The sequence below is a fragment of the Pseudonocardia sp. TMWB2A genome (assembly GCF_017312135.1).
This window is the reverse complement of sequence record NZ_QKQY01000001.1, coordinates 366,605-382,514: the sequence shown is the minus strand read 5'-3', so window position 1 is coordinate 382,514 and position 15,910 is coordinate 366,605. Positions and strand designations below refer to the sequence as shown.

The 15,910-nt window shown below is 58.4% G+C and carries 14 protein-coding genes; 9 read left to right on the top strand and 5 right to left on the bottom strand.

Annotated features, from left to right (window positions below; genetic code table 11):
* Position 1 precedes the first annotated feature (1 nt).
* From DMP17_RS01805 to DMP17_RS01790, 4 genes are all read left to right on the top strand, one after another.
* Complete coding sequence (locus DMP17_RS01805) at positions 2-769, top strand: energy transducer TonB (RefSeq protein ID WP_337827373.1); 768 nt, start codon at positions 2-4, stop codon at positions 767-769.
* 177 nt (positions 770-946) lie between these two features.
* A complete protein-coding gene (gene ftsH, locus DMP17_RS01800; protein WP_337827372.1) occupies positions 947-2,899 on the top strand; it encodes an ATP-dependent zinc metalloprotease FtsH in 1,953 nt (650 codons plus the stop codon).
* 254 nt (positions 2,900-3,153) lie between these two features.
* The gene (locus DMP17_RS01795) at positions 3,154-3,633 is read left to right on the top strand and encodes a hypothetical protein (protein ID WP_337827371.1); all 480 of its coding nucleotides are present in this window, start codon (positions 3,154-3,156) and stop codon (positions 3,631-3,633) included.
* Positions 3,634-3,714: 81 nt separating this feature from the next.
* Positions 3,715-4,323, top strand: coding sequence for a DUF3800 domain-containing protein (locus tag DMP17_RS01790; protein ID WP_337829748.1), 609 nt, complete (start codon positions 3,715-3,717; stop codon positions 4,321-4,323).
* A 58-nt stretch (positions 4,324-4,381) separates the two neighbouring features.
* On the opposite strand, the gene rpoZ is transcribed toward DMP17_RS01790, so the two are convergent.
* Complete coding sequence (rpoZ, locus tag DMP17_RS01785) at positions 4,382-4,726, bottom strand: DNA-directed RNA polymerase subunit omega (RefSeq protein ID WP_337827370.1); 345 nt, start codon at positions 4,724-4,726, stop codon at positions 4,382-4,384.
* Between the two features lie 91 nt (positions 4,727-4,817).
* On the opposite strand from rpoZ, the gene DMP17_RS01780 reads away from it, so the two are divergent.
* Complete coding sequence (locus tag DMP17_RS01780) at positions 4,818-6,215, top strand: phospholipase D-like domain-containing protein (protein WP_337827369.1); 1,398 nt, start codon at positions 4,818-4,820, stop codon at positions 6,213-6,215.
* A gap of 16 nt (positions 6,216-6,231) precedes the next feature.
* Here DMP17_RS01780 and DMP17_RS01775 read toward each other — a convergent pair whose 3' ends face one another.
* The gene (locus DMP17_RS01775) at positions 6,232-6,852 is read right to left on the bottom strand and encodes a class I SAM-dependent methyltransferase (protein ID WP_337827368.1); all 621 of its coding nucleotides are present in this window, start codon (positions 6,850-6,852) and stop codon (positions 6,232-6,234) included.
* Between the two features lie 159 nt (positions 6,853-7,011).
* Between DMP17_RS01775 and DMP17_RS01770 the strand changes: the two genes are divergently transcribed.
* Positions 7,012-7,323, top strand: coding sequence for an antibiotic biosynthesis monooxygenase family protein (locus DMP17_RS01770; protein ID WP_337827367.1), 312 nt, complete (start codon positions 7,012-7,014; stop codon positions 7,321-7,323).
* 52 nt (positions 7,324-7,375) lie between these two features.
* Positions 7,376-8,653 (top strand): MFS transporter, encoded by a 1,278-nt coding sequence (locus DMP17_RS01765; RefSeq protein ID WP_337827366.1) that lies wholly within the window; start codon positions 7,376-7,378, stop codon positions 8,651-8,653.
* 51 nt (positions 8,654-8,704) lie between these two features.
* Here the strand turns inward: DMP17_RS01765 and DMP17_RS01760 are convergent, their stop codons facing one another.
* Positions 8,705-11,038, bottom strand: a complete 2,334-nt coding sequence (locus DMP17_RS01760) for a CDC48 family AAA ATPase (protein ID WP_337827365.1) — start codon at positions 11,036-11,038, stop codon at positions 8,705-8,707.
* A gap of 452 nt (positions 11,039-11,490) precedes the next feature.
* Here DMP17_RS01760 and DMP17_RS01755 point away from each other — a divergent pair, with 452 nt between their 5' ends.
* The gene (locus DMP17_RS01755) at positions 11,491-12,369 is read left to right on the top strand and encodes a LysR substrate-binding domain-containing protein (RefSeq protein ID WP_337827364.1); all 879 of its coding nucleotides are present in this window, start codon (positions 11,491-11,493) and stop codon (positions 12,367-12,369) included.
* Between the two features lie 164 nt (positions 12,370-12,533).
* Here DMP17_RS01755 and DMP17_RS01750 read toward each other — a convergent pair whose 3' ends face one another.
* Complete coding sequence (locus tag DMP17_RS01750) at positions 12,534-12,986, bottom strand: peptidylprolyl isomerase (protein ID WP_337827363.1); 453 nt, start codon at positions 12,984-12,986, stop codon at positions 12,534-12,536.
* A gap of 142 nt (positions 12,987-13,128) precedes the next feature.
* Here DMP17_RS01750 and mgtE point away from each other — a divergent pair, with 142 nt between their 5' ends.
* Complete coding sequence (gene mgtE / locus DMP17_RS01745) at positions 13,129-14,673, top strand: magnesium transporter (RefSeq protein ID WP_337827362.1); 1,545 nt, start codon at positions 13,129-13,131, stop codon at positions 14,671-14,673.
* Between the two features lie 487 nt (positions 14,674-15,160).
* Here mgtE and DMP17_RS01740 read toward each other — a convergent pair whose 3' ends face one another.
* Positions 15,161-15,847: a hypothetical protein gene (locus DMP17_RS01740; RefSeq protein ID WP_337827361.1), complete on the bottom strand. Its 687-nt coding sequence runs from the start codon at positions 15,845-15,847 to the stop codon at positions 15,161-15,163.
* Positions 15,848-15,910 lie beyond the last annotated feature (63 nt).

The following is a 15,910-nucleotide window of genomic DNA, read 5'->3' as shown; positions in this document are numbered from 1 at the left end:
AATGGCCTATGGCGATGAAAGCCGCACACGCGACCGCATCAAGGCGGGCATTGGCGTGGCGCTCATTTGCCTGCTCGTCGGCTCCGGCCTCCTTTACGGCATCCGCCCCGATATTGCGCAGAGGGTCGAAAATAGTTTCGACCTGATCGCGCTCGACGCCGAACCGCCACCGCCGCCTCCCCAACCGCCGCCACCCGAAGCAAGGCCCGAAAAAAGCGCGCCCAAAAATCCGGAAGGCGCGGCATCGCCCGAAAATCTAAAATCCAAGGCGACACAAACCACCGCACCTAAACCGAAAATCGTCACGCCGCCCAAAAATCCGACGCCCGCCGCTGAAAAGCCCGGCACCGGCAATGATGCAACCCAAGGCGCGTCCGACCGCCCCGGTCCCGGCACCGGCGCTGGCGGCATCGGCACCGGAAGCGGCAGCGGGATGAGCGGCTCCGGCGATGGTGGCGGCGGAAGCGGTGGCGGCGTCCTCACGCCAGCGCGAAAAATTGCCGGCACCATCCGGATCAAGGATTTCCCTAAAAATCGCCGCGATGCGCGCAACGGCAAATCGGTCGGGGTGCGCTTCACCGTACAGCCCAGTGGCCGCGTCACCGGATGCCGCATCATCCGCACCAGCGGCAGCGGCGAAGATGATGCGATTACCTGCCGCCTCATCGAAGAGAGATTCCGCTATGAACCCGCGCGCAATGCCGCCGGAACGCCGGTCGCCTCGCAACAGCAATGGTTCCAGAAATGGTGGCTCGAACCGAGGGATTAAATATAGTGCCACGCGCCAACCTGCTGCCACCAGGACAGGAATTGCGCTTGCCCGCCGCCATCCGGCGCAACCCATGCACAAATTAGACCATTGGGTCATTGCCTATTAAGCGATAATCCCTACATTCACCCATGAAAGTGCGTGCGTTTCGCGCGCCGGAAACGAGTGGACAAAGCGATGAACGACGACAAAGACCCGCAGCAGCAACCCAGCCCCCTCATTCGGGGCTTGCTGATCTGGTCGGGTCTCTTGGTAGCTTTATTTCTGGTGACCTCGCTCATCAGTGGCGGCACGCGCATGGGCGCGGAACCCATTCCTTATTCGGACTTCAAAAAGAAGGTTGCCGAAGGTCAGGTGCAATCGGTCGTGATGAACGACAATTCGATTTCGGGGATGTTGAAGGACGACAAGCCCTTCACCACCGTCCCGATCCGCGATCCGGAACTGACCAAAAAGCTTGATGAAAAGGGCGTGACCTATTCGGCTAAAGCGCCGGAAGGTAACAGCATCCTCATGATTTTGCTGGTGCAGGCCCTCCCCTTCCTGCTCATTTTGGGCGTCGGCTATTTCGTGTTCCGCCAGATGCAGAAATCGAGCGGCGCGGGCGGTGCGATGGGCTTTGGCAAATCCAAAGCCAAATTGCTCACCGAAAAGCAAGGCAAGGTGACATTTGACGATGTCGCAGGCATCGACGAAGCGCGCGAGGAATTGCAGGAAATCGTCGAATTCCTCAAAAACCCGCAGAAATTTTCGCGCCTTGGCGGACAAATTCCGAAAGGCGCCTTGCTCGTCGGTTCACCCGGCACCGGTAAAACCTTGCTGGCGCGCGCGATTGCGGGCGAAGCGGGCGTGCCCTTCTTCACCATTTCAGGGTCGGACTTTGTCGAAATGTTCGTCGGCGTCGGCGCAAGCCGCGTGCGCGATATGTTCGAACAGGCCAAAAAGAACGCGCCGTGCATCGTCTTTATCGACGAAATCGACGCGGTCGGCCGCCATCGCGGCGCAGGGCTTGGCAATGGCAATGACGAGCGCGAACAGACGCTGAACCAGCTTCTCGTCGAAATGGACGGATTTGAAGCCAATGAGGGCATCATCATCATCGCGGCGACAAACCGCCCCGATGTGCTTGACCCTGCGCTGCTGCGTCCGGGTCGTTTCGACCGTCAGGTGGTCGTGCCGCGCCCCGACATTGAAGGCCGCGAAAAAATTCTTCAGGTCCATATGAAGAAAACCCCGCTCGCCCCTGACGTTGATGTCCGCACGATTGCGCGCGGCACGCCGGGCTTTTCGGGCGCGGACTTGGCGAACCTCGTCAATGAAGCGGCGCTTCTGGCCGCGCGCAAGGGCAAGCGCCTTGTCGCCATGCTAGAATTTGAAGAGGCCAAGGACAAGGTGATGATGGGCGCGGAACGCCGCTCTATGGTCATGACCGAAGATGAAAAGAAAGCGACCGCCTATCATGAAGCAGGCCATGCGTTGGTCTCGCTGCATGTCGAAGGTTGCGATCCGCTCCACAAGGTTACGATTATCCCGCGTGGGCGTGCGCTCGGCGTCACGTGGAACCTTCCCGAACGCGACCGCTTCAGCATGAATATGAAGCAGATGAAGGCGCGGCTTGCGCTGGCATTCGGTGGCCGTATTGCCGAACAGCTCATCTATGGCTTGGATGAACTCAACACCGGCGCGTCCAATGACATCCAGCAAGCGACCGACATGGCGCGCGCGATGGTCATGGAATATGGGATGAGCGAAAAGCTTGGCTGGCTGCGCTACCGCGACAATCAGGACGAAGTGTTCCTCGGCCATTCGGTTGCCCGTTCGCAAACGGTATCGGAAGAAACCGCGCGGCTCATCGACCAGGAGGTCCGCCGCTTGGTCGAAGAAGGCGAAGCCAAAGCCCGCGAAGTGCTGACCGAAAATATTGACGAACTGCACCGCCTGGCGGGCGCACTTCTGGAATATGAAACCCTGTCCGGCGATGAAGCTAAAAAGGCGATTGCGGGCGATCCGATTGACCGCGATCATGGCAAGAAGGCCACGATCCAGCCGGTTAGCGGCCATGCAGGCTCGATCCCGAAGATCAAGCGCCCGCGCGACCCGTTCGGCGATATCCGCCCGCAAGGAACTTGAGATAGCGCCCGCGCCTTCATCGCATGAAAGCGCGCGCATATTTAACCATAAGGCCGGATGCCACACGGGCGATCCGGCCTTATTGGTAAAGAAAAGGTTAAAGCGGTATTAAGAGCCCATTCACCAGTTTTACGCTAAACAGGACTATAAGAAATGTGCCGCCAAACGGCATGACATTGGTTTACAAATCGGGGATTTCCTGCGGGTACGGACAAGGCTAACGCAGGGGGCATCCAATCATCGGGGTAACGAGCATGAAGATGAACAGCTTTTTCGGGCAGGCCGCCATTGCGGCATTTGCAGGCGCCGCGCTTTTCGCGGCCGCTCCAGCCTTTGCACAAGATGCACGGCCGAAGATTACCTCTTCGTCCTTTGTTGAAAAAACGACCACTGATGCTGCGGGTAAAAAGAAGGTTACGCTGGCACCGACCACTGTAGTGGTACCGGGCGATACCGTTTTGTTCGTGCATGAATATGTGAACAACACGACAGCGCCCGCGCCGGGCTTTATCATCAACAACCCCCTGCCCGCGCAGGTGCAATATGTCGGGTCGACCGATGCCAACATCATCGTGTCGGTGGATGGCGGCAAGACGTTCGGCAAACTGGAAACGCTCAAAGTCGGCGATCGCGCGGCTACGGGCGCGGATGTGACCCATGTGCGCTGGACCTTTGCCCAGCCGATCGCTGTCGGCCAAAGCGGCAAGGTGAGCTTCCGCGGCCTGCTCAAATAAGTCGTGGCCTTGCGCACGATTTGACTGCCCTATGACAAGCCTTCCTTATGATGCGCTGAGCCGCAGTCGGGAGGCTTTGTCATAACCATTTACTGCGATGAAAGCGGTGGATTGCCCGCAGGCGCAATGTGCTTTGCGGCCATTGCGTTGCCGTCCGATAGCGCGGTTGCATTGCTCGACCGCTATCGTGATGTTACGGGCCTGCGCGGCGAGTTGAAAGGCAGCCGCATCGGCCTTGTCGAGCGCGCCTTATTCTTTGAAATTTTCCACCGCTTCCAAGGCCGCGCCTGGGTGAGCGTCGTCCGGCGGGACAAGCTTGAGGGCCCGGGCGGGAAACTGCCGGAAGATATAATAGTCTATCAACGCCTGCTCGAAACCATTCTGGACCGCTGGCGGCAGGATATGGAAAGCACCGGCAAGGCCGCGCAAGACATTATCATCGACGCAGGTCGCTATGATGCGGAACTGCTCCAAAGCCTTCAGCGCGGCTTGCAGCAGCATCTCGGTAGCTGGGCGCATATAAGCGTCGCCGACAGTCGGCGCAGCGCGGGCATCCAGATTGCCGATGTGGTAGCGAACAGCATCTATAATCTCGCCACCGCGTCCAACCGGTCAGGCCGCATCCGCCATATCCTCGCGCCGTTCATCAAAGATAAAAGCGTGCGCGTCGTCGAACTTGAGCAAATATGAAAAAACCCGGCCTGAATATCAGACCGGGCTTTTCAAATATTCTTACGAAAAGACGGGCTTAGCCGTCATAATCCGCACCGATATTGGTGTTGCGCGGCGGTGCAGCAGCAGTCAAACGCAGCGCTTCTGCCGAACGGCTGATCGAACCGATTTCATCGGGCGTATCATCATCGTCAATCTGCAGCTTCTGCAAGCCCGACACCAGCGTATGTTCCAGATCATCGGGGCGAATGGTCTGCTCGGCGATTTCGCGCAGCGCGACCACCGGATTTTTATCCCGGTCGCGGTCAAGCGTCAGTTCGGCGCCGCCCGAAATCTCGCGCGCACGCTGCGCAGCAAGCAAGACCAGATCGAACCGGTTAGGGATTTTGTCGACACAATCTTCGACTGTAACGCGAGCCATATCGTTCGCTTCCTTGAAAAAATATCGCCTTCTTGCGAAGGTCCGTTGTTTCGGAAAGGCTGCCCGCTAACAATTTAGCGGTGCAGAGTCAATGAAAACCGCGCCCTTCCCGCGCGCATCTTTGCATGTAGGAAGGCGCGTCAAAAATTTCCAGACCTTGGCACAAGCGGCGGTGTTTGGCATGGGGGTCGCGATGGACAAGGAGACTCCCTCCCCTCTCGTTCCCGATCTTGATCTTCTCAAGGGACCTGACCATGCGCCCGCCATCAAAGGCAGCGCTGCGCTGACCCGCAGTTGGCAGCATGAAACCGACGGCAATGGGCTGGATTTCCTCCCCGGAGGGCCGGAGCGGCTGACCAAATTGCTCGCCATTATCAACGATGCGCGCCATTCGCTGCGCCTGCTTTATTATATGTTTTGCGATGATGCTTCTGGCCGCGCGGTGATGGCGGCGTTGATGGCGGCGCTGGAGCGCGGGGTTTCGGTATCGCTTATCATCGACAGTTTCGGCTCCGACCAGACACCAGCGGCCTTTTTCGAACCTTTCCGTCATGCAGGCGGAGATTATCATGTGTTTTCATCCAAATGGCGCGTGACATATCTGATCCGCAACCACCAGAAATTGCTGATTGCCGACGACCGTACGCTTGTCATTGGCGGGTTCAATATTGCCGATGATTATTTTGCGCCCGTGTCCGACACCGAAGGCTGGCAGGATCTGGGGCTCCAGATTACCGGCCCCGCCGTCGCGCCGATGGTCGATTATTATCGCAAGCTCAATCGCTGGGTCAGCACGCGCGGCAATAATTGGAAGAGCCTGCGCTATCTTATCCACAGCTGGGACCGTGTTGATCCGGAGCGGGCGCGCAAACGCTTCGCTTATTCCTCGCCCTCGTGCCAGAAAGGCGCGCTCCACTGGTATGTCGGCGGGCCGACGCGGCGGCTCAATCCTTGGGCCAAAGCGATCAAGGCCGATATGGAACGCGGCCAGCAACTCGATATGATCGAAGCCTATTTTGCACCGGGGCAAGGCATGTTGCGCCGCATCGCGCGCATGGCCAAATATGGCAAAGGCGCGCGCATTATACTGCCGTCCAAATCGGACAATGGCGCCACCATTGGTGCGGCGCGCATCCTTTATGGCTATTTGCTAAAGCGCGGTGTCAAAATTGCCGAATTTGCCCCGTGCCAACTGCACACCAAGCTGATCGTCATCGATTCGATCACCTATATCGGTAGCGCCAATTTCGATATGCGCAGCCTGTTCATCAATATGGAATTGATGTTGCGGATTGACGATGCAAGCCTTGCGCAGGAAATGCGCGCCTTTATCGGCATCCACGCCGATTATAGCGATATCATCACGCGCAAGGAGCATAAGCGCAAATTGACGCCATTGAACCGCCTGCGCTGGAGTCTCGCTTATTTCATCGTCGCCGTCATGGATTATGGCGTCACGCGGCGGTTGAATTTCGGGATTAAGGGCTGAGGCTTAAACCGCCCCGTCAGTCTTTCCACGCCCAGAACAGGAAGCAAGGTGGGATGTTCCACCAGGCCATGCCCTTGTCGATGCGCTTGAAGAAAGGCGCAACAAAATCGCGGGCCTTGGCGCGGAACTGGTAGATGAGAAACGCACCGCCGGGGCGGATAACCTGTGCGGTTTCCTTGGCGATAATGTCGCCAACACCCGCCGGAAGGGTCGAAAAAGGCAGGCCGGAGACAACATAGTCGGCATGGTCAAAGCCATGCGCCTTGATGATTTCGGCGACATCGGTTGCCGAACCATGAACCGGAATGAAGCGGCTGTCCTTGATGTCACGCTTTAGATAGTCGATAAAATCTTCATTCAGATCAATCGCGATGAGCGTGGCATCGGGCCGCATCTTTTCAAGAATCGGGCGGCAAAAAGTGCCGACGCCAGGGCCATATTCCACGAACAGCTTGGTATTTTGCCAATCCACCGGCTCCAGCATCTGTTCGATCAGCACCCGCGTCGACGGAATGATCGAGCCGACCATGACCGGATGCTTGATAAACCCTTTGAGAAAAACGCCCCATGGCCCCATCGCCCGCATAATCCGCGCTGAAATACGCCGGGTTTCCGGGTTGGTATCGGCTTTACTCAAAGTCATCGGCTACCCGCGTCATTGTTTATAATGTCGTTCCCGTCGCAAAAAAAAGGCGCGGATGCAACCAATATACGGATTATTTGCGACGACAGGGTTGCTGCATTGCACGGATTGTCTATGCCTTCTGTCCGCACCAAGCTTGGAAGGGAGGCCAGCATGATCGCCGTGATTTTTTCATCGCAGCGGACCAAAGCCGATGAGGCGGGCTATCAGGCCGCGGCTCAGGAGATGGAACAGCTCGCCGCCAAACAGCCCGGCTATATCGCGATCGAATCGGCGCGCGGGCCGGACGGCTTTGGTATTACGGTGAGCTATTGGGCCGACGAAGAGGCCGCGCGTAATTGGCGCGACCATCCGCGCCACAGCGAAATCCGCGAACAGGGTCGCGCGCTTTGGTATGAAAGCTATCAACTGACGGTTGCGGACATGGTGCGCAACTATGGCTGGACCAAATATAGCGATGGGTAAGCCGCCCCGCGACCGTCCGTCCTTAGGCCCGTCGTCGATCCGCAGGGACCGCATGGTCATCCTGTTTCTGGTGATGATGGTGGCAGCGGCCGGCAATACCGCGATGCAATCCATCCTCCCCTCCATCGGGGCCGCGCTCAAAGTGCCGGACGTATGGGTGGCGATGGCGTTTAGCTGGTCGGCCTTATTATGGGTTCTGACCGCACCCTATTGGGCGCGTATGTCGGACCGGCGCGGGCGACGGATGCTGATGGCGCTTGGCCTTATCGGTTTTTCCGCGTCAATGGGCCTGTGCGGAGCGGCCCTGTTCGGTGGTTTGCAAGGATGGATGGGCGCAGGGCTGACCTTCATCCTGTTTGCATTGTTCCGCAGCCTTTATGGCGGGTTCGGCTCAGCGGCCCCGCCTGCCGTCCAAGCCTATGTCGCCGCACGCACCGAAGCCGATGACCGCAGCAAAGCGATGGCGCTTTTATCCTCCTCCTTCGGCCTCGGCACGGTGATTGGCCCGGCGATTGCGCCTTATCTTATCTTTCCGGTGGTGGGTCTATCGGGGCCATTGCTCAGCTTTGCGGTGATCGGGATCATGGTGCTTATCGGGCTGCGTATCATTTTGCCGGATGACGCCCCGCGTTTTGAAGCGCGCGGAGTGGTGGCGACCTATCCGGGCGGCGGGAGCGCCAATGCGACGCCCGCTGCCGACAGCGAGGACGATGCGCTGGAGGATGCAGAGCTTGCAGCCCCCGACCAGGGCGAAACCGACCTTGCATGGAGCGACCGCCGCATCCGCCCTTGGCTGGTTGCAGGCCTTATCGGCGGCCATGCGCAAGCGGTGCTGATCGGGGTTATCGGCTTCTTCGTCCTCGACCGGCTGCATATGCGCCAGCAACCCGCCGAAGCCGCACAAGCGCTGGGCATCATCATGATGTCGGGCGCGGGCGCGACATTATTGTCGCAATGGGGCATCATTCCGATGCTCAACCCCAGCGCGCGCGCCAATGTGATCTGGGGCGGCCTGTTGGGTGGCCTCGGCACGGTAATGGTCGGGAGCGCGACCACACTCCACAGCATCATGATTGGCTATGCCGTTGCGTCATTGGGCTTTGGCCTGTTCCGCCCCGGATTTACGGCGGGCGCATCGCTCGCCGTGGGGCGCGACCAGCAAGGCGCGGTAGCGGGCATGGTCGCCTCGATTAACGGGGCGGCCTATATTGTCGCACCAGCCATCGGTGTGTGGATTTATTCGCTCCATGCCTGGTGGCTGTTTGGCGGCGTTACCGCGCTCAGCCTCATCATGGCCATATGGGGCTGGATGTCGTTGAAGGCGCGATAGGGCCTACCCACCCCCTACCCCTCCCGCAAGCGGGAGGGGAGATAGTCGGCTTTAAGAACTCACATCATCTGCGGGATGTTTTTCCTCGCGCACCGGTTTCAACTGGCCGGGCGCGACGAACCCGATGGGGTCGAGCCGCAACGCATTTTGTTTGATCTGGCCCGCAATGGCTTCATATTCCTTCTCCATTTCGGGCGTGACCGATGCGCGGGTTTCTTTGAGCGCCTCTTCAAAATCCTCCATCGTCACCTTTTTGGATTTCAAGGAATTTCGCAACGCCACCATCCCTGCGCGCCGGACCAGATCTTCCAGATCGGCCCCGGTAAAGCGCGGGGTGCGCGTGGCCAGCGCGTCAAGGTCGACATCTTTGTCGAGCGGCATCTTCTTAGTGTGGATACCCAAAATGATGCGCCGCCCCTTCTCGTCGGGCACCGGCACATAGATAAGCTCGTCCAAGCGACCGGGTCGCAGCAATGCCGGATCAATCAGGTTGGGCCGGTTGGTCGCGCCAATCACGACCACCGAGTTCAACTCTTCCAGCCCGTCCATTTCGGCGAGCAGAGTGTTGACCACACGGTCGGTCACAGCCGGTTCATTACCGCCCGATTTGCGCGCCGGCACCAGCGCGTCAAGTTCGTCAATGAAGATGACGCAAGGCGCAACCTGCCGCGCGCGGGCGAATAATTTGCTGATCTGCTGCTCGCTCTCGCCATACCATTTGGACAGGAGATCGCTCGATTTGGTCGCCATGAAATTGGCTTCCGATTCGCGTGCGACCGCTTTGGCGAGCAAGGTCTTGCCGGTGCCGGGCGGCCCATAGAGCAAAAAGCCCTTCGCCGGACGGATGCCGAGGCGGCGGAACGCGCCGGGATCCTTGAGCGGCAATTCCACCCCGTCTTTAAGCTTGCGGATGGCATCGTCCAGTCCGCCAAGATCCGACCATTTGACGTCCGGGGCCTGCACCATCACTTCGCGCATGGCCGAAGGCTGGACGCGTTTGGCGGCGTTCAGGAAATCATCGCGGGTGACGCGCACATCTTCCAGAACTTCGGGCGGGATGCTGCGTTCTTCCAAATCCAGCTTGGGCATGATGCGACGCACCGCTTCGATGGCGGCCTCGCGCGCAAGGGCAGCAAGATCGGCCCCAACAAAGCCGTAAGTGGTGCGGGCAAGCTCGCCCAAATCCACATCATCGGCCAGAGGCATACCGCGAGTGTGGATGCCCAAAATCTCCTTGCGCCCGCGTTCGTCCGGCACGCCGACCACAATTTCGCGGTCGAAGCGGCCCGGGCGGCGCAGCGCCTCGTCAATCGCTTCGGGACGGTTGGTGGCGGCAATGACAACCACATTGGCACGCGCCTCCATCCCGTCCATGAGGGTCAGGAGTTGCGCCACGATACGCTTTTCGGTTTCGCCCTGAACCTGATCGCGTTTGCGCGCGATCGAATCGATTTCGTCGATGAAGATGATCGACGGCGCGGATTTTTGCGCCTGTTCAAACACATCGCGCAATTTCTTTTCGGATTCGCCATAGGCCGAGCCGAAAATTTCAGGACCGTTGATGAGGAAAAATTCCGCGTCGCTTTCATTAGCGACCGCGCGCGCAAGCCGTGTCTTGCCGGTGCCGGGCGATCCGTGCAGCAACACCCCGCGCGGCGGGTCAACGCCCAAGCGGGTGAACAGTTCAGGATAACGCAGCGGCAGCTCGACCATTTCGCGAAGCTGGTCGATGGCTTCAGCCATACCGCCCAGATCGTCATAGGTCACATCGGCACGGCGCGCGGTGGACGGCTCTTCATATTCGGAGCGCAGTTCAACCTCGGTATCGGCGTCGATATGGACGATGCCCTTGGGCAAGCTCGATACAACGACAAGCCGTATTTCCTGCAAGGCAAAGGTCGGCGCGGCGAGCATCTGGCGTAGTTCGGGGGGCATATTGCCCTGATCGACGCGCTGCTGCCCGTGGGTGGCGACCACATCACCGGCCATGATCGGGCGTCCGATAAAGGTGCGCTTCAACGCCTCGCCCGACCCTTGCAGCACCAGATTTTGCTGCGCGGGGGCGAACACGACCCGCTGCGCTGCTTTCGATTCGGCCTTGCGCACGACGACATAATCGCCTGAACCAACGCCCGCATTGGCGCGCTGGAGGCCGTCGAGGCGCATCACATCAATGCCTTCATCTTCGGTATAAGGCATTACCGCGCGGCTGGCGGTGGTGCGCTTACCGACAATTTCGATAAGGTCGCCTTCGACCAGCCCTAATTTCTGCATGAAGGCGCGGGGTAAGCGGGCAAGACCGCGACCGCTATCTTCTGGGCGCGCATTGGCTACCTGGATTTTTTCTCCGCCCGCTACCGGCTTTTCATTTTCGCTATCGGCCATTCGCTCCGTTCCATCTTTTGTGGCTATTTTTTCGAGTTGCTGAAAGGCAACATAGGGTGCCCGCCCCCCTGTTTCGAGAGAGATAACGAGCGAAGCGGAAAAAAGGCCCGAAACAAAGACGATATTATGGGCGTAAAATAGCAAGCATCGCGCACAACGCGATTTGCGACGCATCTTGAACTGACAAAAAAAGGGCCGCTCCGAAGAGCGACCCGTTGAAAGTTTTATAGGAGAGGATGCCTGAAAGGCCCGTCCCATATGGTCGAGACTCGGTTATTGTGCAAGTGCGAAGAACAAAATCGCGATTGCAGTTTTTGCAATTACAACCTATACGCATTACACAGAAAATGGCAGGAAACGGTCATTCACTTCCTGTTTGCACCCGCACAAGAACCCGTTATTTGCAATGCGCTCATGCAAAATTTGCAAATAAAGTAAAAAGGTAGAGATGGATGAGACGGCTCCCGCCCCTCACAGGGCTTGAAGCATTTATTCAGGTTGCGCGGCTGGGGTCGGTTAAAGCCGCCGCAGCCGAACTGAATCTGTCGATGCCCGCTTTGTCGCGCCGGGTGCAGGGGCTGGAGCAAGCCATCGGCCATTCGCTGTTCGACCGGCACCATCAATCGCTCAAACTCACCGAAACCGGCAAGGCCCTGCTCGCGCGGTTGGGGCCGGCGCTCGACGAGGTCCATGCCGCGATTGACAGCGTGATTGGCGGGCAGGAAAATTTGCGGTTGCGGCTCAACGTCCTGCCGCTTTTTGCCAGCCAACGATTATTCCCCCACCTCCCCGGTTTGCGCGCCAAACATCCCAATCTCCATATTGATGTCGAAACATTGGGCAATGGCGAGGCGCGGCTGGGCGAAGGGGTAGATGCGGCCATCACCCTTGCCCGCGATATTGACCCGGCGGTCTATTCGATCAAGCTCGACCAAGATTTTGTCTTTCCCATTGCAGCCAAAAAATATGCGGAAGGGCCGGACCGCATCACCGCGCCCGAACAGCTTGGCCGGATGTCGGTGCTGATCCACAGCGAAATGCCCGACACTTTTTACGAATGGCGCAAAGCGATAGGACAGCCTTATCTTGAACCGCAAAGCATTGACGAATTCGATTCCGGCCCGCTGATGCTGGAGGCCGCTGCCCAAGGGGTCGGGGTCGCCTTCATGCTGGGGCATCATTTAACCGATTCGCACGACCCGCGCCTTGTCCGCCTGTTCGATTTCGAGGTCGAAAGCCCGTATAGCTATTATTTTATCTGCAGGCCGCGGGCGCTTAAAAATCCGGCGGTAAAAACTTTTCACGACTGGCTGGTCAGTGAAAGTGTGTGACGCATACATTAGGTGCGCTTAGGCCTAGCCCGTTGCGCCAATAAAAAACCGCCGCTCCTGATAAATTTCCAAAAAGAAACCATCAACAGCGGCGGTTATTTGCAGAGTGAGGCCGCATGTAGCGGCCTCGCCTTGCTGTAAGCTTAACAAATGCGCGAAAGCAATTATTCGCTGACGCTAGCTTTCAAAATTTTACCCGGATTGGCGGGCGGCTCGCCCTTGGGGAGCGCGTCAACCGCCTCCATGCCCGAAATCACATTGCCCCACACCGTATATTGGTTGTCGAGGAAGCGCGCATCGTCAAAGCAGATGAAAAACTGGCTGTTGGCGCTGTCGGGGTTCATCGCGCGCGCCATCGAGCAAGTGCCGCGCACATGCGGTTCGGCGTTGAATTCCTGCTTGAGGTCGGGAAGCTTGGAGCCGCTCATGCCGGTGCCGGTCGGATCGCCGCCTTGCGCCATGAAGCCGTCAATGACGCGGTGGAACACAACATCGTCGTAAAAGCCTTCCTTGGCGAGTTGGGTGATGCGCTCGACATGGCCGGGGGCAAGGTCGGGACGCAATTTAATCACAACATCGCCGGTCGACAGCGACAGGGTCAGGGTCTGGTCGGTCATTTTATATCCTTTATTCCGAAGTAGAAATGATGCGGCATAAGCTTGCCCGCTACATAAGGACTCATCCGCCATCCGCTACCCCCTGCAACCAAAATAGTTGCCTTTCGCCTGTCACCCGCTTAGGGCACGCTTCCGATATGCAATGATGCGCAACGCAACCGAGCGTGAAAGCGAAAAGGATTACCGCCATGCCCCAGGAAGGAGACAGTCGATGCAGCCAGACCGTCCCGACCTGCAGCCGCATGATCCGCTGAACCGCAAGGCCGACGCCGACACGGCGACGCTCGACCGCACCCACGACCACGTCGCCAGCCCGCCCGAAAGCAATTTCGACGATGATGACCGGCTGAAACCGAAATTCGTCCGCAAAGTCCTCGCCCGTGTCGAAGCAGGCGATGATGAAGCCGCGCGCGACCTTGTCCGCCCGCTGCATGACGCCGACATTGCCGACCTGTTCGAACTGGTGTCCGAAGAGGAGCGCACCGAACTTGCGGTAGCGTTGGGCGATCTTGTTTCCGCCGAAGTGCTGGCGGAAATGAATGATTATGTCCGCGAGGATGTTCTCGAACATATGCCCGCAGCGCAGGTTGCGGAACTGGCGAGCGAGCTTGATACCGACGATGCGGTCGCGATCATCGAGGAAATGGACGAGGATGACCAGCAGGCCGTCCTTGCCGAACTTGCGCCTGAAGACCGTATCGCAATCGAAGATGCGCTGTCCTATCCCGAAGACAGTGCAGGCCGTATCATGCAGCGCGACCTTATCGCGGTGCCCGAACATGCAACGGTAGGTCAGGTCATTGACCGGCTGCGCGAAGATGGCGATATGACCACCGATTTCTGGGAAATTTATGTGGTCGACCCGATGCACCGTCCGGTCGGTTTCTGCCAGCTTAGCTGGATTTTGCGCACGCCCCGCAACATTGCGATTTCCGATGTAATGAAGCGCGAACAAACGCTTATTCCGGTCGATATGGATCAGGAAGAAGTGGCGCTGCGGTTCCAGAAATATGCGCTGATTTCCGCCGCGGTTATCGACGGGTCGGGCCGCCTTGTGGGGATGATTACGGTCGATGACGTGGTCCACATCATCCAGGAAGAGGCGAGCGAAGATATTTTGCGCCTGTCCGGTGCAGGCGAAGGCGATATTAACGAACCGGTCTTTGAAAGCTATAAAAGCCGCGTGCGTTGGCTCATTGCCAATCTGGGGACCGCGCTCATCGCATCGTCGATTATCTCGCTGTTCGGCGGGGCCATTGAACATATGGTCGCGCTGGCAGTGCTGATGCCGATTGTCGCCTCGATTGGCGGCAATGCAGGCACGCAAACGCTGGCGGTCACGGTGCGCGCCCTTGCCACCAACCAGTTGACCGAATCGAACAGTTTGCGCGCGGTGATGCGCGAAATGCGCGTGGCGCTCGCTATGGGCTCGACCATCGCGCTGCTGGCCGGGGTCGGCGCGTGGTTGTGGTTCCAAAACCCGATGCTGGGCGGCGTCATCGCGGTGGCGATCCTCACCAATATCATGATGGCCGGATTGTCGGGCGTGATTATCCCGGTGCTGCTCGACCGGCTCGATCAGGACCCGGCGGTGTCGAGCAGCATTTTCGTGACGATGATTACCGACAGCATGGGCTTCCTCGCCTTTTTGGGCCTTGCGGTCGCGAGCGGATTGGTCACGCTGTAACTGCGCAGGCAAGCGCTTTGATACCATATATTGTGGTTCAAACAGACATTGCGATAAAAGCCCGCAAATCTGCCAAAAACACCCCCTTAGCTTCGCAAAGTTCAGGCAAATCGGCGAATTTTCCGACCACCATATATGGTATGAAGCGTCTGCGCGGGGCGGGAGGATGGCGTGATAGCCCGGTTGAAAACGGGCTATAGACATGGGGTGATTGGCCTCATTTGGGTTGCTGCGCCCACCCCCTCATCGTCATTGCGAGGAGGCGAAGCCGACGCGGCAATCCAGTGTTGCTTGACTTGGGTCTGGATTGCCGCGCGCCTTGCGGCGCTCGCAATAACCTTGAAGGGGTTGGGTCATCCGCTGAGCCTGTAATATGGCGCATCTGTAGGACAGGCTTATCTTGGCATTTACGGCGTTGCACGATGCCCATAGCAGGGAATCCGCCCGTTCAATCAACGCAAAGCCCGTTCAATGAATTCCGAGAAAGTCAGCCTGCCGCAACATAGCGATCCATCAATTCCGCCAGATATCCACCGGGAAGTTCACGCGGCGCGGGCTCATACAGGCGCGGCACCGAATTTTCCTGATAAAAGTCGAACCAGCTTCCGGCAAAATCCTGAATGAGTCGATTGTCGGGGTAGAGGCGGTCCACCAGACCGCCGATGCAGGGCCGCATATAATGCGCCATATCGGCGTCATATTTGTCCGTGTCCAAAACCATCATCGCGCCCGGAACCGCGCGTAGCATAATCTCTTCGTCCAGCATGGCAAAGTCGCGCAGCAGCGAGAAGATGATATAATCACCGTCCGGGCGCTCTTCCTCCCAAGCGCGCCGGTCACGGGTCGCATCGCTCCCGATCAGTGGAAGTTCTTGCCCCAACCATTGGTCGCGCGCTTGCAAGACAGATTGCCGCCGGGCAGCGTCAAAAACATCCTTCTGGTCCAGCCCGATATGCGCCATCAAGCCCGCCAGTATCGCCAAGCGTTCACTCCGCACGGCATTATGCCAGTTGAAATTTTCCAGCGCCTGTTCGGGCGTAAGACGGGGCCCCGCACCGATCAGGGTGCGGGTGGTTTCACCAAGATGCGGCGGGATCGCCGCCGGATAATCGCGCAGCAATAACGCCAGACGCGACTGTTTTTCGGGCTTCTTACGGATCAGGCCAAACACCATTCTTACAATTTAGAACCAGCCCTTTACGAAGTCGACCGCTTTGTCGGCAATGCCGCTGCCGAT